At 65.1% G+C, this 19446-nt stretch carries 16 protein-coding genes; 6 read left to right on the plus strand and 10 right to left on the minus strand.

Annotation, left to right across the window (positions count from 1 at the left end):
• Positions 1–2: 2 nt before the first annotated feature.
• Together pyk and QZV93_RS02215 are read right to left on the minus strand one after the other, a co-directional pair.
• A complete protein-coding gene (gene pyk / locus QZV93_RS02210) occupies positions 3–1511 on the minus strand; it encodes a pyruvate kinase (protein WP_295555607.1) in 1509 nt (502 codons plus the stop codon).
• Positions 1508–1957: a DUF1036 domain-containing protein gene (locus tag QZV93_RS02215; RefSeq protein ID WP_295555609.1), complete on the minus strand. Its 450-nt coding sequence runs from the start codon at positions 1955–1957 to the stop codon at positions 1508–1510. Before QZV93_RS02215 ends, pyk begins: the two co-directional genes overlap by 4 nt.
• A 233-nt stretch (positions 1958–2190) precedes the next feature.
• Here QZV93_RS02215 and QZV93_RS02220 point away from each other — a divergent pair, with 233 nt between their 5' ends.
• The 4 genes from QZV93_RS02220 to QZV93_RS02235 all read left to right on the plus strand — a co-directional run bounded on the left by QZV93_RS02220 (position 2191) and on the right by QZV93_RS02235 (position 5100).
• The gene (locus QZV93_RS02220) at positions 2191–3030 is read left to right on the plus strand and encodes an N-formylglutamate amidohydrolase (RefSeq protein WP_295555610.1); all 840 of its coding nucleotides are present in this window, start codon (positions 2191–2193) and stop codon (positions 3028–3030) included.
• A 13-nt stretch (positions 3031–3043) separates the two neighbouring features.
• Positions 3044–3355 carry a DUF1244 domain-containing protein gene (locus QZV93_RS02225; protein ID WP_295555612.1) on the plus strand — a complete coding sequence of 104 codons (312 nt, stop codon included), beginning with the start codon at positions 3044–3046 and terminating at the stop codon, positions 3353–3355.
• A 204-nt stretch (positions 3356–3559) separates the two neighbouring features.
• On the plus strand, positions 3560–3862 hold the full coding sequence (locus tag QZV93_RS02230) for a DUF2312 domain-containing protein (protein ID WP_295555613.1): 303 nt from the start codon (positions 3560–3562) through the stop codon (positions 3860–3862).
• A 272-nt stretch (positions 3863–4134) separates the two neighbouring features.
• A complete protein-coding gene (locus QZV93_RS02235) occupies positions 4135–5100 on the plus strand; it encodes a LysR substrate-binding domain-containing protein (RefSeq protein ID WP_295555614.1) in 966 nt (321 codons plus the stop codon).
• Here QZV93_RS02235 and QZV93_RS02240 read toward each other — a convergent pair.
• From QZV93_RS02240 to QZV93_RS02250, 3 genes are all read right to left on the minus strand, one after another.
• Positions 5081–6739 carry a DUF882 domain-containing protein gene (locus tag QZV93_RS02240; protein ID WP_295555615.1) on the minus strand — a complete coding sequence of 553 codons (1659 nt, stop codon included), beginning with the start codon at positions 6737–6739 and terminating at the stop codon, positions 5081–5083. The two genes, QZV93_RS02235 and QZV93_RS02240, sit on opposite strands and share 20 nt — an antisense overlap.
• Positions 6740–6905: 166 nt before the next feature.
• Positions 6906–8915 (minus strand): L,D-transpeptidase family protein, encoded by a 2010-nt coding sequence (locus QZV93_RS02245; RefSeq protein WP_295555616.1) that lies wholly within the window; start codon positions 8913–8915, stop codon positions 6906–6908.
• 193 nt (positions 8916–9108) lie between these two features.
• Positions 9109–10614, minus strand: a complete 1506-nt coding sequence (locus QZV93_RS02250; protein WP_295555617.1) for a sigma-54 dependent transcriptional regulator — start codon at positions 10612–10614, stop codon at positions 9109–9111.
• A gap of 275 nt (positions 10615–10889) precedes the next feature.
• On the opposite strand from QZV93_RS02250, the gene QZV93_RS02255 reads away from it, so the two are divergent.
• Together QZV93_RS02255 and QZV93_RS02260 are read left to right on the plus strand one after the other, a co-directional pair.
• Complete coding sequence (locus tag QZV93_RS02255; protein WP_295555618.1) at positions 10890–12770, plus strand: M3 family oligoendopeptidase; 1881 nt, start codon at positions 10890–10892, stop codon at positions 12768–12770.
• A gap of 216 nt (positions 12771–12986) precedes the next feature.
• Positions 12987–14894, plus strand: coding sequence for a potassium transporter Kup (locus tag QZV93_RS02260; RefSeq protein ID WP_295555619.1), 1908 nt, complete (start codon positions 12987–12989; stop codon positions 14892–14894).
• Between the two features lie 33 nt (positions 14895–14927).
• Here the strand turns inward: QZV93_RS02260 and sufA are convergent, their stop codons facing one another.
• The 5 genes from sufA to sufC form a co-directional block, all read right to left on the minus strand.
• On the minus strand, positions 14928–15329 hold the full coding sequence (gene sufA / locus QZV93_RS02265; RefSeq protein WP_295555620.1) for a Fe-S cluster assembly scaffold SufA: 402 nt from the start codon (positions 15327–15329) through the stop codon (positions 14928–14930).
• Between the two features lie 105 nt (positions 15330–15434).
• On the minus strand, positions 15435–15851 hold the full coding sequence (locus tag QZV93_RS02270) for an SUF system Fe-S cluster assembly protein (protein WP_295555621.1): 417 nt from the start codon (positions 15849–15851) through the stop codon (positions 15435–15437).
• A 20-nt stretch (positions 15852–15871) separates the two neighbouring features.
• A complete protein-coding gene (locus QZV93_RS02275; protein ID WP_295555622.1) occupies positions 15872–17146 on the minus strand; it encodes a cysteine desulfurase in 1275 nt (424 codons plus the stop codon).
• Positions 17147–17182: 36 nt separating this feature from the next.
• Positions 17183–18571: a Fe-S cluster assembly protein SufD gene (sufD, locus tag QZV93_RS02280; protein ID WP_295555623.1), complete on the minus strand. Its 1389-nt coding sequence runs from the start codon at positions 18569–18571 to the stop codon at positions 17183–17185.
• 3 nt (positions 18572–18574) lie between these two features.
• Positions 18575–19330, minus strand: a complete 756-nt coding sequence (sufC, locus tag QZV93_RS02285; RefSeq protein ID WP_295555624.1) for a Fe-S cluster assembly ATPase SufC — start codon at positions 19328–19330, stop codon at positions 18575–18577.
• Positions 19331–19446 lie beyond the last annotated feature (116 nt).

The raw sequence follows: 19446 nt of genomic DNA on the forward strand, positions 1-19446 counted from the left end.
CCCTAGGGCGCGGCCTTGGGTGGCGGGCGCCGATCGACCGGCACCTTGCCCCCGGTCGGCACGTAGTCGGGCACGTGCCCGTCGGGCAGTCCATGCTCGTCGACGAACGCAAGCCGGATCATGTTCGTCGCGCCGGGCGATCCGAGCGGCACGCCACAGGTGATGACCACGCCCTGTCCGGGTTTGACGAAGCCGCCCTCGTAGGCGATGCGGGTTGCCTTGCGCACCATGTCGGCGAGGTCCTCGGGGTCACCCGTGAGCACCGTTTCGATACCCCAGACCAGCGAAAGCCGTTGCGCCGTGCGTGCGATCGGCGTCAGGCCGATGACCGGCAGGTTCGGACGTTCGCGGGCGACGCGCAGCGCCGTCGAGCCGGTCGCCGTGTAGCAGAGGATCGCTGCCACCTTGACGGTTCCCGAGATCGCGTGCGCGGCCGCCGCGATGGCATCGGCGCCTGTCGGCATCGGCGGGATCTCGATGGCGTGCACGTACGCATCGTAGCTCGGATCGTTCTCCACCTGGTGCGCGATGCGATCCATCATCTGGATCGTCTCGATGGGGTACTGGCCGACGGCGGATTCGCCGGAAAGCATGATCGCGTCCGCGCCGTCGAACACCGCCGTCGCCACGTCCGAGACCTCGGCGCGCGTCGGCATCGGCGAAGAGGTCATGCTTTCGAGCATCTGCGTCGCGACGACGATCGGCTTGCCGGCGCTTCTGCACTTGCGCGTGATTTGCTTCTGCAGGCCGGGCACCCGCTCGACCGGCATCTCGACGCCGAGATCGCCACGCGCCACCATGAAGCCGTCGCCTGCCGCGATAATGTCGTCGATATCCTCGATCGCCGAGGGTTTTTCGATTTTTGCGAGCACGGCAGCCCGCCCGTCGATGATGGTCTTCGCCTCGATGATGTCCTCTGCGCGTTGCACGAACGACAGCGCAATCCAGTCGGCGCCGAGCTTGAGCGCCAGGTCGAGATCGGTGCGGTCCTTCGCTGTCAGCGGGCTCACCGGCAGGAGCGTGTCGGGCATGCTGATGCCCTTGCGGCTAGACATGACGCCGCCGGTGATCACTTCGGCGATGACGCTCTTCGGTCCGACATCGGTAACGCGCATGCGGAGCTTGCCGTCGTCGATGAGGAGCGCGTGCCCTGGCTTGACCGCATCGAAAATCGCCGGATGCGGCAGGCTCACGCGTTGCGACGTGCCGGGCACGCCGGTCTGGTCGAAACGGAAATGTTCGCCAGTCTTGACCAGCGCGCGCCCGTCCATGAACTCGCCGAGACGGAACTTGGGGCCCTGCAGGTCGCACAGCACGCCGACTGAGCAGCGGTGCTTGGCGCTGACGTCGCGGATCGAGCGGACCAGCGCGTGTGCGGTCTCCGGACTCGAATGGCTCATGTTGATACGGAAGACGTCCGCACCCGCGACGAACAGGCGGTCAATTATCTCCGGCGTTGACGACGCTGGTCCAAGCGTCGCCACGATCTTCACCCGCCGATTGCGTCTCATTTGCCGACTGCCTCTTTATTATCGTCTTTATCGTCCGGATCGGTGAGGCGGACCGTCCACTCTTGACCCTCCCCGGTGTCGACTTCGAAGAAACCCGTGCGCTTATATCCGCGTTTCGGGCAATCCTGAACCCCCCGGATGGCGAACGATTTGTCGCCGGTGCACATGAAGTGCGACCCCGCCCATTCGCCTCCGCGGTCGTAGTCGACGGCGTAAACGTAGATAAACTGGCTGGGCACCGGGCCTTTCAAGAGCGTTTCGCACGCCTGCGACGCGATGTTCCACCAGCCTTCCGTGGCCCAACCTTTGGAGTCCTGATAGCCGATCGAAACGCCGACGCGGCTCTGCGTGCCGTTGCAGAACTTGAAATCTGCGAACGCCGGGTGCGGCAGGATTGCCAGGAGCAGAAATGCCGCGAGCAGCGGGGGCGTGGACCTTGGGATCATGGTTTCACTGGTATCGATGAGACACGTGGCTGTCTCGGCGCGGTCGCGCCTTGCCGGGAGGGCGAAACGTTGGCAAGGAAAACGGCAGCTTTGAGGTGTGCACGGCCAAGGCTGGCCGCGCGGAGGCGTGGCCATTGAAGGCCCGGATCGGGCTTTTCGCAACCCTGCTTTTTTGACGGCCCGGCGGCCGACGGGCGAGAAGGCCGAAAAGGCACGCGATGAGGCGCGACGAGATGCCGATACGACCTGAGAACGGCGCCAACACGGGTGTCGTCCTCGAAGCCCAGGTTTCGGAAGCCTATGTGCGTCGGCCCGGATCGCTGGCCTCGGGCGCGATTCTCCTCTGCGACCACGCCGCCAACGCCTTGCCCGACGGCTACGAAACGCTCGGCCTGCCGCAAGCCGAGTTCGAGCGCCACATCGCTTACGACATCGGCGCACAAGGCGTGACGGAAGAACTCGCGACGATGCTCGGCGCGCCAGCCGTCATGACGCGCTTTTCGCGCCTGCTGATCGACTGCAACCGCGGCGAGGACGACCCGACGCTGATCATGCGCGTCTCCGACGGCGCCATCATCCCCGGCAACCGCGTCCTTGCATCCGCCGAGCGCGAGAAACGGCACGCGCGCTTCTATCGTCCCTATCATGTGGCCGTCGACGAGGTCATAGACCGTGCGCTCGCGCATGGCGTCGCGCCTGTCCTGCTTTCGGTTCACAGCTTCACGCCGGTTTGGCGCGGCCTCGCGCGCCCCTGGCACGCAGCCGTGCTGTGGGACAAGGACCCGCGGCTCGCGCTTCCCCTGTTGGCGGCGCTCCGGGCCGATCCCGCGCTTGTCGTTGGTGACAACGAGCCCTACCACGGCGCGTTGAGGGGCGATTGCATGTGGCAGCACGGAACCTCGCGCGGCCTCGCCCATGCGTTGATCGAGATCCGGCAGGACTTGATCGCCTCTGAGAAGGGGCAGCGTGAATGGGCAGCAAAACTTGCCACGGCCATGCGGCACATCCTTGCAGACCCCGCTTTGGATCACGACCTGAAAACCATCCGCCATTTCGGCTCGCACACCGATTGAAGGAAAGCGCACAATGACCGCAATCGATCCCGAAACGACGTTGAAGCTCGAAGCTGCTGCCTTTCGCCGGCTCGCCGCGCATCTGCGCGAGCGCACGGACGTACAGAACATCGACCTCATGAATCTTGCCGGCTTCTGCAGGAATTGCCTCGCCAACTGGTATCGCGAAGCGGCCGAGGAGCGTGCCATCTCGCTGTCAAAGGATGAGGCGCGTGAGCTGGTCTACGGCATGCCCTACGCGGAATGGCAGAAGCGCTATCAGACTGAAGCCTCGCCCGAGGCGGTTGCAGCGTTCGCCCGCAAGGAGACGCACGAGAAGGGCTGAGCGAATCACGCGGCCGACAGCGGCGCCTATGCAACCAAGACAGCGCCGAAGCGATACCGTCCACAGGAAATAATCTCTCTGGATGAGGTGGGACCTCGCCTTGTCGCTGTCCCATGGTGGGCCTAGCCTCACCATCAGAAGGGCCGCGCACACGCGCGCCTGCCGGAACTTCGGCGAGAACTCTGAAAGAGAGTGGGGGTTGGGATGACGACGCTTCAGGCTTCGGCGCAGAAGCAGCTTCGCCAGATGATCGAGAGCATCGAGCGCCTCGAGGAAGAGAAGAAGGCCCTCTCGGGGGACATTCGCGACAAGTATCTCGAGGCCAAGGGGCTCGGATTCGACGTCAAGGTGCTGCGCCAGATCGTGCGTCTACGGAAGAAGAGCCAGACCGAGCGTCAGGAAGAGGAAAGCATCCTCGAAGTCTACATGCACGCACTCGGCATGCTGGACGGCCCCATGACGGCAGACGCCGAGGCCGCCGCCGATCGCATGATTGCTGCCGAGTAGCGATCTTTCGCATCCCCGAAAAGCGGAGCCCGCTCCCGGGATCGGCGCAGAAGATCCGCAAATGTTCGAGGAAAAATAAGAACGTCTCGGGCCGCTTCGGCGCACGGCCCGAGACGCTAACGACGAGATGAACCCGAAGCTTCACCTGCCGTGTTCGGGAAACTCTTGCAAACGGCCGTTCATCGATCACGATCGTTTGTACTGTGCGACCATAGACCGCTGCCGAGATCAGGGCTAATCGTTATTTGTTTCCATCCTGATCAGGCCCCCTTATGACGCAGGTTACCCTCAAGCAGCTTCGCTACTTCGACGCGTTGGCGCGCGAGCTCCATTTCGGACGCGCCGCCGACGCTTGCTCCGTGACGCAGCCGGCGCTCTCCATGCAGATCCACGAGATGGAGCAGAATCTCGGTCTTGCGCTGGTAGAGCGCACCAAGTCCGGCGTGCAGCTCACGAGCAAAGGCCAGGAGATCGCGGCCCGTTGCTCTCGCATCCTCGGAGACGTGCGCGATCTCGTCGCCTATGCGCAGCATGCCAACAGCATTCTCGCCGGTGCGCTGCGCCTCGGCGTCATTCCTTCGGTCGCGCCCTACCTGCTGCCGCAGCTTCTTCCGCTTCTGCGCGAAGCCTATCCGGAGCTCGAGCTGCACGTACGCGAGACGCAGACCCAGGTGCTCACAGACGAGCTGCTGGAGGGCAAGCTCGATGTGCTGCTTCTGGCGCTACCGGTGAAGCACGCCGATCTCACGAACCGCGTTCTGTTCGAGGACAAGTTCCTGCTCGCCGTACCGAAGAACCGCAAGCTCTCCGGCCGCGTGCGCGCCACCAAGGAGTTGATCGAGCACGAGCGGCTGCTCCTCCTGGAGGAAGGGCATTGCCTGCGCGACCAGGCGCTTACCTATTGCAGCCTGCAGCAGGTCGATACCGTCAACACCTTCGGCGCTTCGAGCCTCGCCACCATCGTCGAGATGGTCTCCGCCGGTTTCGGCATCACGCTTTTGCCGGAGATGGCCGTCGGCATCGAGGAGCGCGGTCGCGACATCACGCTGGTGCGCTTCGTCGAGCCCGAGCCCCACCGCTCCATCGGACTTGTGTGGCGCACGACATCGCCGCGCATGCAGGATTTCGAGGAGCTTGGGCGCCTTGTGTCGAAGGCCTGGAAGGGGGGGCCGCTCACGGCGCTTCGTTCGGGCGCGGGCGGACGCGCCAGAAAGTCCGTCACCGCGGCAGGGTCTTGACCGCCCGTGACACGAGCTGCGGATGCGAGGTCTCGGGCTGCGGCACGTCGGCCGTCATGGCTTCTAGATGAACCGCATCTCCGCTGAATTCCTGCGCCCACGCCATCGCTGTCTCGAGCCGGCCGGTGCCGAACCGCATCGGGAGCGCCGTGCCCTCGTCGTCGAGCATGTCGAGCGCCTGGGCAGGGTCGGGCTCGACCAGCGTCGCCAGCGCGGGATCGTCGAATGACGGAGTTTCCGTCAGCAGCGGCGCCAGCGCAAACGGACGGTAGGAGAGCTCGTCCGGATGATCCTCGTCATACTCGGGTGCGGCTGTCCATCCGCTGCGCCAATCGCTGGATCCTTCCTCCCCGAACGGATGCGCGGGAGCGGCTGGCGCAGGCGTCTCGGTCACGGGGCGCTTCGCGAACGGCCAATCCGGCGTCATCGACGCCTTCATGGGCGTCGAGCCGGTGATCAGCGCTGCGGGCTGCTGCGCGGCCGGAGTTTTAGCGGCAGGCTCATCCGCGTCGAGAGACGCGAGCTTGACCAGCATGTCGAGGCGTGAGCGGTCCGCATCCGGCAGCTTGGCGACGAACGTCGACGGACGATCGACGGGCTTCGGAGCACCGATCAGCTTGGGCTGAAGAGCAACGGGCGCGGCATCGTCCGAGACGGCCTTGGCGAGCGCCACCTTGGGTTCGGAAGCGGTCTTGTCGGCGGCAAGAGCGACGACTGGAGCCATGGACTCGGGCCGGGTTTCCTCGGGCGACGGCAGCGGCGCGCCAACGGCCATCTTTTGATGGGCGGCGAGCGGGCGAGTCTCGACGGAGCCGAGCGGCCGAGTCTCGGCGGAGCCGAGCGGCCGAATTGCGGGAGCAGGCTTCGGCGGCTCGGGAAGGCGCGGCACGACCGTCTCGGCCGACGCCACTTGGATCGCCGACTTCGGCGTGTCGCGGAGCGCGTAGAACTGTGCCACCTCTTGAGCAAGATCCTTCCGCCGAGCGCGTGCAGCCGTGACGTCGGCCGGTGTGATCGGCCGCCCATCGGCGGGCTCATGCTTCGAGTGGCCCGAAGGGAAGAGAAGCGCAAGCTCGTCGCGGACCATGCGCGGCCAGTGCCGTACGCGCGAGGTATCCACGTGCACGAACGGGATGCCGGAGGTCGGATAGTAGCCGACGCCGCCGCGCTCGCGGATCATGGCGGAATAGCGAAGTTGCTTCACCGGAACGTCGGGAAACGCGATGTCGACGGCCTTGCCGGTGATGTGCTGGCTCTGGCTTGCCTGTCCGCCGCGCGTCTTGCGCAGCATTTCGTTGGTGCCGCGCGAGCGATAGCCGCAGATGATGCTGACGGGCTGCTGCGAGCCGAGCTCCCGGTGCATTTCCCAGATGATGTCGATGGTGTTGGGATCGATCGGCACCGCCTTGTTCTGGCGCCAGTCGCGCATGATCCAGTTGATCTTCTCGAGCGCGTCGGGAAGGAAGCGGCCGTCTTTCTTGTATTGGACGGTCAGCGTTTCCTGCGTGTGGATGTGGTAGAAGGAGATCGTGCGGTCGTCGCCTGCACGCGCGGGCGCGACCTGCGAAGCGACGGCCAGAAGAGCGGCCGCGCCGAGGCTCAGGAATCGGCAGGTGAGTTGTCCCGCCTTTACGCCCAACAGAGATCCCCCATGGAAATCGCCAAGTTTACCCTTACCCCCCGGTGCTTAACGGTTCGTAACCTTGGATTGCGCGATCAAGAGGGCTTGTAAGCGGCTTTAATTGGGCAAAGCCCGCGTGCGGAACAAAAGAGCCCCGCCAGAGGGTTAACGGCGCTGGTGGTGCTCAGAATCCGCCGAACAGATTGTTGAAGAAGGTATCGAGCGTGTTTCCGCCGGCATACTCGCGCTTCTCGTAGCGCACCGGCGCCAGGTGGTCGGGTCCGACGGCGATGGCGTCGAAACGCCCCTGCAGCGCCAGCACCACGCGCTCCTCGTGCCCGTACACGTCCTTGAAGCGCAGCGGCTGGCCCGCGTCGTCGATGCGCTCGGTGAAGTAGGCGACGTGAACCGGGATTTTCGATTGCAGTGGCACCGGCGTCTCGACCGCCGGGCCGTCCGCGATCTCGGCCACCTGCTCCGGCGTCCAGCCTTTGTCGGCCGCCAGCACGAGCTCGGCGAGCCGCGCCGGGTTGCGCACCCGCATGCAGCCATGGCTGAACGGGCGGCTCGGCTTGTCGAACAGGTTCTTGGTCGGCGTATCGTGCATGTAGACGATATGCTTGTTGTGGAACGTGAACTTGAATTTTCCGAGCACGTTGGCCGGCCCCGGCGGCTGCTGCACATCGAACTGGCGGATGTCCGCGCTGCTCCAGTCGATGTAGTAGGGATCGACCGGCTTGCCGTTTCGCGTCATGCGCAACCCCTGCTTCTCGAAGTAGGTGCCGCCACGCGCAAGGCTCGGATAGAGCTCGCGCACCTTGATCGAGTCCGGAACGTTCCAGCGCGGGTGGAACGTCACCATGTCCATGTCCGCCGAAAAAGTCGGTGTCTGTTTGTCGACGAGGCCGCTGATGATGCGCTCCTCGTGCACCACCTTGCCGTCATGCACGAACTGGAACGTGAACTCGGGCAGATTGACCCACACGTGCGTGGCTCCGAGATCGTCCGGAATCCAGCGCCACATCTCCATATTGGCGCGCACCTTCTCCGGGCTCGGCGTGTCGATATCGTTCAGCGCGGCCCGCGTTCCGCCGCCGACATGGCCGTCGGCTGCCAGGCCGTTTTCGGTCTGGAACGCCTTCACGGCGTCGACGAGCGCCGGGTCGTAGAGGTTTGTGTCCGCCGGGGCTTCCGCCGTGCCGGCAGGCGTCGGCACCTCGAGCCGCTGGCGCAGGAGCGCCACGTGCGCGTGCTTCATGCCGGGCGACAGCACGGGCCCGTTCGGCAGCCGCACGATCTCGGCGGCTTGCCCTTGAGACTTGAGCAGCGCCAGGTAGTGTTGGCGCAGCTTCTCGAACTGCGGATGCTTGGAGTGGAAGCCGCGCAGCGTGGCGTCCGGCGGCGAGGAGGCCGCAAGCTGGTCGAGCACGACCTTCGGATCGAGAAGCTGCGGCTTGCGGTCGAGATAGGACGAGAGCTGCTTGGCGGGATCCTCGATGCGTCCGCCACGGGCGTGCCGCGCATAGGTGAGCGCGGCAATCGAAAGCTTGAGCTCGGCATCTGCGGCTTGCGGTTCGGACAGCGTGCCGCCCGCCTCCGGTAACACGAACGCAGAAGCGTCGAGCCCCCAGTCGCCGGCCTTCTTGATCTCCGCGATGGCGAGCACCGCGCGATCGTTGAGCGCGCCATCGGCCACCCAGAGCGGGGCGTCGGAGCGGCTGAGATAGAACGCCTTGAGAGCGGCCACGTCGGCAAGCTCCGCCTCCGTGACGGCATTGGATTGCGTTTCGAGGCTGGCGCGGACGAGGGCTCCGAGCTGCGGTTTGGCCGGCGGTTGCGGGGCTGCCGCCTCCATAGCAGCCGGGGGCGTTGCGGGGACGGGTTGTTGAACGGCGGGCGTCGGAGCAGCCGTTGGCGCTGGTGCCGGCGTTTGGGTCGCCGCGGCGGGTGACGCCGGCGGTGTCGGCGTCGCGACGGCTGCCGGAGGCTGCGCCGCCGGAGGAGCGGGAGACGTGACCGCAGGCGTGGCGGGCTGTGCGGCGGGAGCTGCGGCGGCGGGGTCAGCGACAACGGGGGCTGTCGGCGGCTGGGCCGCAGGCGCCGCGGTCGGATCGGCGCGGCCGGCGGCAGAAGTGAGGGCTGCGACGAGCACGAAGGCGCCCGTCGACGCGGCAACCCGGAAAGCGTGACGCATGACAGTCCCCCACGACAAGAGCCGAGGCGCACGCTAGCCGAGCATCTGCTGAATGAGAAGCGACGAACGCCTTTGACGTTCAGATGACAGGAAAATCACGGCCAACTGTTGTCCAAATGCGAGCGGCCTGGTGCGGAGCCTCCGTCATAGCGGACGGAGGCTCCGGGGGGGCGCGCGGGACAACCTAGGTAGCTCAGTTTACGCGCGGCTCGAGGCCGTACTCCTGCATCTTCCGGTAGAGTGTCGAGCGGCCGATCTTGAGGCGCTTGGCGACCTCGGTCATGTGGCCGCGATAGCGGCCGAGCGCGAGGCGGATCATGTCGGCCTCGATATCTTCGAGCGCGCGGATCTCGCCGCTCTCGGTCACGGCCGGAATGCCGAGTGCCGACGAGCCCGACGAGGGACGCACTTCAACTGTCTGCGGAACGGTGTCCTCGGCGCCGATAAGGGCAGGGCCCGTGTAGGCGCCCGGCTTTTGCAGCCCCACCGGCAACGGCGGAACCTCGGCCGCAAACCCCTCGACGTGGCTCGCGATCTGCGGGAATTCGGCGACCGAAAGCTCGGAGCCGTCCGCCAGCACCACGGCGCGGAACACCGCATTCTCGAGCTGGCGAACATTGCCCGGCCAGTCATAGGCCATCAGCAGCCGCATGGCCTCGTCCGTGAAGCCACTGAGGCGCTTGCCTTCCTCTGCGCAGAAGCGTGCAAGGAAATGCTGAGCCAGCTCCGGGACGTCCTCGCTACGCTCGCGCAGCGGCGGCACCCAGACCGGGAACACGTTGAGGCGGTAGTAGAGGTCCTCGCGGAAGCGCCCTTCTTTGACGAGCTGGATCATGTCGCGATTGGTGGCCGAGATGAGCCGGAAGTTGACCTTCACCGGCTTCTTCGCGCCGACGGGATCGATCTCGCCTTCCTGCAGGGCGCGCAGCAGCTTCACCTGGGCGTCGAGCGGAAGCTCTCCGATCTCGTCGAGGAACAGCGTGCCGCCGTCGGCCTCCTGGAACTTGCCGACACGGCGGTCCATGGCGCCGGTGAACGAGCCCTTCTCGTGTCCGAACAGCGTGCTCTCCACGAGATTTTCCGGGATGGCGCCGCAGTTGACGGTGATGAACGGACGTCCCGCCCGCTCGCTCTCGCCCTGAATGGCGCGCGCAATCAGCTCTTTGCCGACGCCGCTCTCGCCTTCGATGAGCACCGGGATGTTGGAGGCGGCGGCCCGCTTGCCGAGCGCGATCACGCGCTGCATGCCTTCGCCGCGCACGATGAGATCGTCGAAGGTGAGCGTCCCTTCGGCTCTCTTTTTGATGCGCAGGATCTCTTCCGACAGCGCCTCGATCTTCATGGCGCTCTTCATCGACACTTCGAGCCGCTCGGGAGACGCAGGCTTTACGACGAAATCGACGGCGCCGAGGCGGATGGCACCGATCGCCGCGTCGATCGACCCGTTGGCGGTGAGCACAATGACGGGCGGAGCGGCTTTGCCCTTGAGGCGCTCGAGAACCGCCATGCCGCCGATGCCCGGCATGACGAGGTCGAGAAGTACGAGCGAGATGTCGCCGCGGTCGGCCCCTTCGAGCACTTCGAGGGCCTGCTCGCCGGAGATCGTGGAGCGGGTATCGAACCCGAACCGCTTGACGGTCTCTTCGAGAATGCGGCGCTGAGCTGGATCGTCATCGACGATAAGGACACGCTTTGCCATGGTCACTCGTACACAACACGAACTGGAATATTGCCCGGCCGTTGGACGGGCTGCGCTCTCTCGAAACGCAGGGGCGACCGGCAACTCGACAGAGGTCAGACTGCCGCACAAGGGTAAACAAGCTGTTGCGAATATACCCACCTTGATCCTTTTTTGGTCACTGCCGCCGGCGCCGGCGCGCTCGCGGACCGGCCGACAGCCACCGATGCGGGCTTGAACTCGGCGTCGGGAATCCGCAGATTAAGACTTCATTTCCCCGATGACTGGAGCCACTGATGACGCCGATCTCGCGCGCACCTTTCGTTTCGCACCTCACCTGGGCGAGCACACAGAGCGGAGCCACGGCCGCCGCGGCGAGCGATGCACCGGATCTCGGCCAGATCCCCGAGTGGGACCTTTCCGATCTCTATCGCGGCACCGACGATCCCGCTGTCGCGCGTGATATCGAGCGGTCCACTGCCGAGGCCCGCCGCATCAAGGAGAGCTATCAGGGCAAGCTCGCAGGCCTGGCATCCGACGGTCCGGCCCTCGCCGAGGCCATCGCCGCCTACGAGCAACTTTCGGATCTGATGGGCAAGCTCGGCTCATACGCCGGCCTTCTCTATGCGGCCAATCAAGCCGACCCCGCTCGCGCGAAATTCTACGGCGACATGTCCGAGAAGCTGACCAGGATCTCGACCGACCTCATCTTTTTCGAGCTCGAGCTCAATCAGATCGACGAGGCGGCGCTCGCAAGCGCGATCAAGGCTCCGGCACTCGCCAAGTACAGGCCCTGGCTCGAGGACCTGCGCAAGGAGAAGCCGTTCCAGCTCGAGGAGAAGCTCGAGCAGCTGTTTACCGAAAAGGGCCAGACCGGGCGTGGCGCTTTCGGCCGCCTCTTCAGCGAGACCATGACCGGCCTGCGCTTCAACGTCGACGGCGAGCCCGCCCCGCTCGCGCTTGAAGCCACGTTGAACTTGCTCTCCGACCCCGCCGAGCCGCGCCGCCACGCCGCCGCTGAAGCGCTGGCGAAAGTGTTCAAGGACAACATTCGCCTTTTCACGCTCATCACCAACACGCTGGCCAAGGACAAGGAGATCTCCGACCGCTGGCGTGGCTTCAAGGATGTGGCCGACAGCCGTCATCTCGCCAATCGCGTCGAGGCGCCCGTGGTCGACGCGCTCGTTTCGAGCGTGCGCGAGGCCTATCCGCGTCTCTCGCACCGCTACTACGCCATGAAGGCCAAGTGGCTCGGCATGGAGACGCTCTCGCACTGGGACCGCAACGCGCCGCTCCCCGACAAGCCCGAGCAGGTTTTCACCTGGCCTGAGGCGGAGAGCATCGTGCTCAAGGCTTACGGCGCCTTTGCGCCCGACATGGCGGGCATCGCCAAGCAATTCTTCGACAAGCGCTGGATCGACGCCCCGCTCCGCGAGGGCAAGACGCAAGGGGCGTTCTCTGCGGCCACCGTGCCCTCCGTGCATCCCTATGTGCTGATGAACTATCAGGGCAAGCCGCGGGATGTGATGACGCTCGCCCATGAGTTGGGCCACGGCGTGCATCAGATGCTGGCCCGCGACCAGGGCCCGCTGTTAGCGCCGACCCCGCTGACGCTTGCCGAGACGGCGTCCGTCTTCGGCGAGATGCTGACCTTCCGCGCGCTCCTTTCCGAGACGACGAGCCCGCGCGAGAAGAAGGCCATGATCGCCGGCAAGGTCGAGGACATGCTGAACACGGTCGTGCGGCAGATCGCGTTCTACAATTTCGAGCGCAAGGTGCACGAAGCAAGACGAGGGGGCGAGCTGACCAGCGACCAGCTGAACGCGTTCTGGCTCGAGGTGCAGAGCGAGAGCCTAGGCCCCGCGATCGCGCTCAAGCCCGGCTACGAGGTCTTCTGGACCTACATCCCGCACTTCATTAACTCGCCGTTCTACGTCTACGCCTACGCTTTCGGCGACTGCCTCGTGAACTCGCTCTACGGCCTCTACCAGGAGGCGCACCCGGGCTTTGTCGGCAAATACTTCGACCTCCTGAAGGCCGGCGGCTCGAAGCACCACTCGGAGCTTTTGGCACCGTTCGGCCTCGATGCCGCGGATCCCGCCTTCTGGTCCAAGGGCCTCAAGGTGATCGAGGGCATGATCGACGAGCTGGAGGCCATGGACCGCGCGGCGGTTTAGCAGCGCGTCAATGGCATGTCCGGACGGCCTTGCCGACCGGATTCGGGTTAACCGCCGCAGTGTGGCCCTGAGCGGGTGCGCTGCGGCGTAAATGTCGCGGGTGTCAAGATGAAACCGGGCCGCGCCCCCCGAATTTGACCGCTTACAAGCCCAACGGAACAGGCGTATAAGCGCCGGCAATTATGCTGTTCCGCAGCGCAGCTAAGAGGCCTTATCGTGGCACGCGCTAAAGCCACCGACACCGGTGGCGAGCCCGGCGAGACGACGCACAGCGGACAATTCTGGACGCTCGTCGTCGGATCCATCGGTGTCGTTTACGGCGACATCGGCACCAGCCCGCTCTACGCTTTTCGCGAAGCCGTGCGCGCCGCAAGCGGCGGCAGTCCCGCCAACACGGAAGCCGTGTTTGGCGTTCTCTCGCTGATTTTCTGGGCGCTGATCCTCATCGTCACGTTGAAGTACGTCATCGTTCTGCTCCGCGCGGACAACAAGGGCGAGGGCGGAACCTTCGCGTTGATGGCGCTCGGCCAGTCCGTCGCCAAGCGCAGCACGCCGTTGTTGCTTGCCTTGGGGATTGCCGGCGCATCGTTCTTCTATGGCGACGCGGTCATCACACCCGCGATCTCGGTTCTCTCGGCGGTCGAAGGTTTGAAGCTCGTATCTCCCGCCTTCGAGCATCTCGTGGTGCCGATCGCGCTGGTCGTCCTCGTGGGGCTCTTTGCTGTCCAGAGTCACGGCACCGCGCGCGTTGCCCAGTTCTTCGGGCCGCTCACAATCGCCTGGTTTCTTGCTGTCGCGGCTGGCGGCCTGCTGCATATCGCGGACAACCCGCAGGTCATCCTTGCACTCAACCCATGGCACGGCATCCGCTTCATGGCCACGCATGGCCTGCTCGGCCTGACCGTCCTCGGTCTCGTCTTTCTCGCCGTCACGGGTGCAGAAGCCCTCTACACCGATCTCGGCCATTTCGGCCGCAAGCCCATCCAGGCGGCATGGCTCGGCTTTGTCTTTCCTGCTCTGATGCTGAACTATCTCGGTCAGGGAGCGCTCGTGCTCTCCAATGCGGAGGCCCTCGCGAACCCGTTCTATCTGCTCTACCCCGAATGGGCGCTGATGCCGATGGTAATCCTCGCCACATGCGCCACGGTGGTCGCGAGCCAGGCCGTCATCACCGGCGCGTTCTCGCTTGCGCGCCAGGCCATTCAGCTCGGCCTGCTGCCGCGCTTCGCCATCAAGCACACCTCCGAGGCCATGGCCGGCCAGATCTATCTGCCACGCGTCAACTGGCTCCTGCTGGCTGGCGTCGTGCTGGCCGTGCTCACCTTCAAGAGCTCATCGCACCTCGCGACGGCCTACGGCGTGTCGGTCACCGCCGCCCTCGTCATCGATTCCTTGATGGCCTTCTTCGTGGTCTGGAAATACTGGAACTGGCCGCTCTGGAAGGCGGCGGGCCTGATGATTCCGCTGCTCTTCATTGAGCAGACCTTTTTCGCTGCCAACATCATGAAGCTCTTCGAGGGTGCCTGGGTGCCGCTTGCCATCGCCGGCCTGTTGAGCCTCGTCATGTTCACCTGGGTGCGCGGCTACGGCATCCTTCTCAAGATCACGCGCCGTAACGAGGCCGATCTCGACTGGCTGGTCCGCAAGCTCGAGGCCAAGCCTCCGGCGCGCGTCCCCGGCACCGCGATTTTCCTCTCCTCCGACATCAACGCCGCGCCGACCGCTCTGATGCACAACCTGAAGCACAACCGTGTGCTGCATGAGCGCAATGTCGTGCTTTCGATCCGCACCGAGGAGACGCCGCGCGTGCCCCGTCACGAGCGCGTGGAGATCGACAGATCCAACGAGACTTTCGTCCGCGTCGTCGCATCCTATGGGTTCATGGAGACCCCGAGCATCCCAAAGATCCTCGAAAGCTGCCGGCGCAAGGACCTCAACGTGGACATCGGCGCGACATCGTTCTTCTTGTCGCGACGCTCGTTGAGAACGACGAGCAAATCCGAAATGCCCCGATGGCAGGAACGGCTCTTCATCTGGCTCGCCCGCACCGCGGAGGACGCGACGACGTATTTCAAGATCCCGACCGACCGCGTCGTCGAGGTTGGCACCCAGGTCGCGATCTGACGTAGGACCCTCTCCTCGACGAGAGATGACGGACTAGTCGCCCACTGTCTCGGCCTTGGCCGGGACAAGGTTCACGCTTTCGCCGCAGCCGCAGGCGCTCGTCTGGTTCGGATTGTTGAACACGAACGTCGCCGAGAGCTTGTCTGTTTTGTAGTCCATCTCCGTGCCCAGGAGATAGAGCACCGCCTGCGGATCGATGATCACGCGCGCGCCGTCCTGCTCGATGACCTCGTCGAACTTGCCGGCGCTGTCGGCCCAGGTCATCGTGTATTCCATGCCCGCGCAGCCGCCCTTCTTGACGCCGATCTTGAGCCCCGCCACCTCCGGCCCTTTGGAGGCCATGATGGAGCGCACGCGCTCGGCCGCGCGCGGCGTGAGCGTCATCACCTTCGGGCGAGCCCGGCGGGGGGCGGAGGCGGTCGTCTGGTCGGTCATGATGTGCAGCAATCCTGGTTCAAGGCCGGGAAGTGACACGGGATACAGGCCAAATATAGCGTGTGCCGCGCCATTTTGCGAGATAGGTCCTTGCGCCGGCAACTCTCAGAACATGTTGAGCGCAAGCCGCGCCTCGTCGGACATACGGCTCTGGTCCCACGGCGGATCGAAGGTCAGCGTGACTTTCGTGCCCGAGATGCCCGGCACCGAGTTGACCGCGTCCTCGACCCACTGCGGCATCTCCCCGGCCACCGGACACCCCGGCGCCGTCAGCGTCATTTCAACCGCGACCTCCCGGTCGTCGCTGATGTCGATCTTGTAGATCAGCCCCAGTTCGTAGATGTCGGCCGGAATCTCGGGGTCGTAGACGGTCTTGAGGGCGGCCACGATGTCGCTCGTCAGCCGGTCGAGCTCCTCCTGGGGCAGCGCCGATGTCTGCGCCGGCGCCTCGGCGGACGCCTCCGGCTTCGCGGTCGGAAGATCCGCCGCGCCCTGTGCGTCTTGTGCGTCCATCTCCGCCATCGTCAGCGTCACTCCGGTCCTTAAGCGAAGAAGTCTTTGGCGCGAACGAGGGCCGCCGCCAGCGCGTCGACCTCCGCCTTGGTATTGTACATCGCGAACGAGGCGCGGCACGTCGCCGTGACGCCCAGGCGCTCCATCAGAGGCTGCGCGCAGTGGTGTCCGGCGCGAACCGCGATACCCGACCGGTCGATGATGGTCGAGATGTCGTGCGGATGCAGCCCCTCGATCGAGAACGCATGGATGGCGCCTTTGCCCTTGGCCGTGCCATGGAGCTTGAGTCCCGGAACTTCCTTCAGCCGTTCGCCCGCATAGGTCCCGATCTCCGTTTCGTGCGCCAGGATCCGGTCGCGGCCGACTTGCATCATATAGGAAAGCGCCGCGCCCAGCCCAACAGCCTCGACGATGGCCGGCGTTCCGGCTTCGAACCGGTGCGGTGCCTTCCCGTAGGTGATACGGTCCACCTCCACCACCTCGATCATCTCGCCGCCGCCCTGGTAGGGCGGCATGATGTCCAGGTGCTTCTTCTTGGCGTACAGCACGCCGATACCCGACGGCCCGTAGGTCTTGTGGCCGGTGAACACGTAGAAGTCGGCATCGAGATCCTGCACGTCCACCGGAAGGTGGACCGCCGCCTGACTGCCGTCCACCAGCACCGGGATGCCGCGCGCGTGCGCGATCTCGATCACCTGCTTGATCGGAACCACCGTGCCGAGCACGTTCGACATGTGTGTCAAGGCGACGATCTTCGTGCGCGGCGTCAAAAGCCTCTCGAACTCGTCGAGCAGCAGCTCGCCTTCGTCGGAGATCGGCGCCCATTTGAGCACCGCCCCCTTCCGCTCGCGATGGAAGTGCCAGGGCACGATGTTCGAGTGGTGCTCCATGATCGAGAGCACGATCTCGTCGCCCTCGCCGATCTCGATCGCGCCGAACGACGAGGCAACGAGATTGATGGCCTCCGTTGCGTTGCGCGTGAAGATGATCTGGTCGGCGGACGGCGCATTGAGGAACCGGCGCACGATCTCGCGCGCCTCCTCGAACCGCTGCGTTGCGGTGTTCGAGAGATAGTGCAGACCGCGATGCACGTTGGCGTATTCGAAGCGATAGGCATGGTCCATCGCCTCGATGACCGGCAGCGGCTTTTGCGCCGACGCGCCGTTGTCGAGGTAGATGAGCGGCTTGCCGTACACATCCCGGTAGAGGATCGGGAAATCGGTCCGGATGCGCTCGACGTCGTAGGGCACCGCCAAAGGAGCGGGCGGCGCCTTGTCCGTCTTGGTGCGAGTAGCAGCGGTCATCTTGCTTTTTCCTTGCTCTTCCGAGCTTCGGGAACGTTAGCCCTTCGTGCTTCGAGCGTCCTCTGCAAGCCAGCCGCGGGCAAGTGCGCGAAGCGCCTCCCGCACCGCTTCCGGCTCCGCCTTGTCGATCGCCTCGCCGATGAAGCTCTCCACCAGCATCGCCTGGGCCTCCGCGAGTGGAATGCCGCGCGAACGCAGATAGAAGATGAGTTCGGGGTCGATCTCCGCCGATGTCGAGCCGTGGCCGCAGACCACGTCGTCGGCGTAGATCTCAAGCTCGGGCTTGCTGTCGAACTCGGCATCCGGCGAAAGCATGAGGGCCTGCGCCATCTGCTTGCCGTCGGTCTTCTGCGCGTCGGGCCATACGATGACTTTGCCCTGGAACACTGCACGCGCCTTGTCGGCGAGCACGCTCTTGACCAGCTCGCGGCTCGTGCAGTGCGGAACCGCGTGATCGACGACGAGCGTTGTGTCGGCATGTCCGTGCCCGTTGACGAGCTTGGCGCTGCCGAGGTCGAACGACGCGTGCTGGCCGCGGAATGTCACCGCGAGATCGTTGCGCACGATCCCGTCTCCCGTCACCATCTGGAATGGGCGGTACGCGGCGTTGGCGCCGAGCGTCGCCACCGTCCGGCCGAGGTGGATAGAGTCTGCGCGGCTGCCGATGAGCTTGATGTGCACCACCTCGGCTCCGTCCCCGATCACGACTTGCGTCAGCGTATTGACTTGCCGTGGTGCGGTCGGCCCGAGATGGCATTCGACAAGCACGATCTTTGCGCCCTTGCCTACACGCACGACACTGCGCGTCGCAACCGACCGCGCCTCGCCGCCGGCATCGCCGAAAATCAGGGCGATGGGAGTCTCGACCTCGCGTCCCTCCGCGATATCGAGCACGGCGCCATCGCTAAACAACGCTGTGTTGAGCGCGAGCACGCCGTCGCTGACATGGCCGCTGACCTCGCCGATTTCCGCTTCGAGCCACGTCGGCGGATGGTCGATGAACTTCGCGAGAGACGCGCCATCGAGCTCCGAAATGCCGCCGAGTCCGGCTTCGCCCGCCGCGCGACCATCGATGAAGGCCGCGAAGGCCTTCGACAGATCTGCGCCGGGGAGCGCCTCGCGGACGAGTGCGCCGATGGCTGCCGGCTTCGGCGGCTCGGCGGTTGCCGAGATGGGATACGCGTCCCGCATCAACGCGCGCAGGTCCGTGAACTTCCACTCCTCCACGCGTCGGTGCGGCAGTCCTTCAGCCGTGAACGCGCCGGCCGCCGCCCGCCGGAGCTGGCGGAGCCAATCCCCGCCCGGAAGCTGCCGCTCGACGGCCGCGAAGGTCTCCGCCAACGCCGTCTCGGCCTTGGTCTTCAACACCTGCACCGGGGCCGCGCGCCCCTTGGTGTCGGGTTTGATCTGCTGGGGCATGCTCATGAGTTACGCCGCCTTGCCCTGATAGCCCGCATAGCCCGACTTCTCGAGCTCGAGCGCCAGCTCCTTGCCGCCCGACGCCTGGATCTTGCCGTTTGCCAGCACGTGAACGCGATCCGGCACGATGTAGTTCAGGAGCCGCTGATAATGCGTGATGACGAGCATCGCGCGGTCCGGCCCCCTGAGCGCATTGACGCCGTCGGCCACGATCTTGAGCGCGTCGATGTCGAGCCCGCTGTCAGTCTCGTCGAGCACGCAGAGCGAAGGCTCGAGCACCGCCATCTGAAGGATCTCCGCACGCTTCTTCTCGCCGCCCGAGAAGCCGACGTTCACCGGCCGCTTCAGCATCTCCATGTCGATGTTGAGCTTGCCGGCCTTCTCACGCACGAGCTTCAGGAACTCAGGCGTTGAAAGCTCGGCCTCGCCGCGCTTCTTGCGTACGGCGTTCGCCGCCGTGCGCAGGAATGTGAGACCCGCGACGCCGGGGATCTCCATCGGATATTGGAATGCCAGGAACACGCCCTTCGCCGCCCGCTGGTCGGGCTCCAGCTCGATAAGGTCTTGGCCGTTCCAGAGCACTTCGCCCGACGTCACTTCGTAGCCGTCGCGGCCCGCGAGCACATGCGCGAGCGTGGATTTGCCCGAGCCGTTCGGGCCCATGATGGCGTGCACCTCGCCCTTGGGCACGGTGAGCGAAAGCCCCTTGAGGATCTCCTTGTCCTCGTCTTCGAGCTTCACATGCAGGTTCTTGATCTCAAGCATTCTTCTTACCTCAGTCACTTCAGTTCGGCCTGCCGTCGGCCGTGAATTCGATGATAGGTCTTCACCAATTAGCCGACCGAGCCTTCCAGGCTCACGCCGATCAGTTTCTGCGTCTC

This window comes from uncultured Hyphomicrobium sp. (assembly GCF_902826555.1).
GTDB lineage: Bacteria > Pseudomonadota > Alphaproteobacteria > Rhizobiales > Hyphomicrobiaceae > Hyphomicrobium_C.

Coding starts and splice junctions, on each gene's coding strand:
- QZV93_RS02245 (WP_295555616.1), bottom strand. CDS start 8,915: ATGCGTCACGCTTTCCGGGTTGCCGCGTCGACGGGCGCCTTCGTGCTC.
- QZV93_RS02235 (WP_295555614.1), top strand. CDS start 4,135: ATGACGCAGGTTACCCTCAAGCAGCTTCGCTACTTCGACGCGTTGGCG.
- QZV93_RS02225 (WP_295555612.1), top strand. CDS start 3,044: ATGACCGCAATCGATCCCGAAACGACGTTGAAGCTCGAAGCTGCTGCC.
- QZV93_RS02220 (WP_295555610.1), top strand. CDS start 2,191: ATGCCGATACGACCTGAGAACGGCGCCAACACGGGTGTCGTCCTCGAA.
- pyk (WP_295555607.1), bottom strand. CDS start 1,511: ATGAGACGCAATCGGCGGGTGAAGATCGTGGCGACGCTTGGACCAGCG.
- QZV93_RS02230 (WP_295555613.1), top strand. CDS start 3,560: ATGACGACGCTTCAGGCTTCGGCGCAGAAGCAGCTTCGCCAGATGATC.
- sufD (WP_295555623.1), bottom strand. CDS start 18,571: ATGAGCATGCCCCAGCAGATCAAACCCGACACCAAGGGGCGCGCGGCC.
- QZV93_RS02270 (WP_295555621.1), bottom strand. CDS start 15,851: ATGGCGGAGATGGACGCACAAGACGCACAGGGCGCGGCGGATCTTCCG.
- QZV93_RS02275 (WP_295555622.1), bottom strand. CDS start 17,146: ATGACCGCTGCTACTCGCACCAAGACGGACAAGGCGCCGCCCGCTCCT.
- sufC (WP_295555624.1), bottom strand. CDS start 19,330: ATGCTTGAGATCAAGAACCTGCATGTGAAGCTCGAAGACGAGGACAAG.
- sufA (WP_295555620.1), bottom strand. CDS start 15,329: ATGACCGACCAGACGACCGCCTCCGCCCCCCGCCGGGCTCGCCCGAAG.
- QZV93_RS02215 (WP_295555609.1), bottom strand. CDS start 1,957: ATGATCCCAAGGTCCACGCCCCCGCTGCTCGCGGCATTTCTGCTCCTG.
- QZV93_RS02250 (WP_295555617.1), bottom strand. CDS start 10,614: ATGGCAAAGCGTGTCCTTATCGTCGATGACGATCCAGCTCAGCGCCGC.
- QZV93_RS02255 (WP_295555618.1), top strand. CDS start 10,890: ATGACGCCGATCTCGCGCGCACCTTTCGTTTCGCACCTCACCTGGGCG.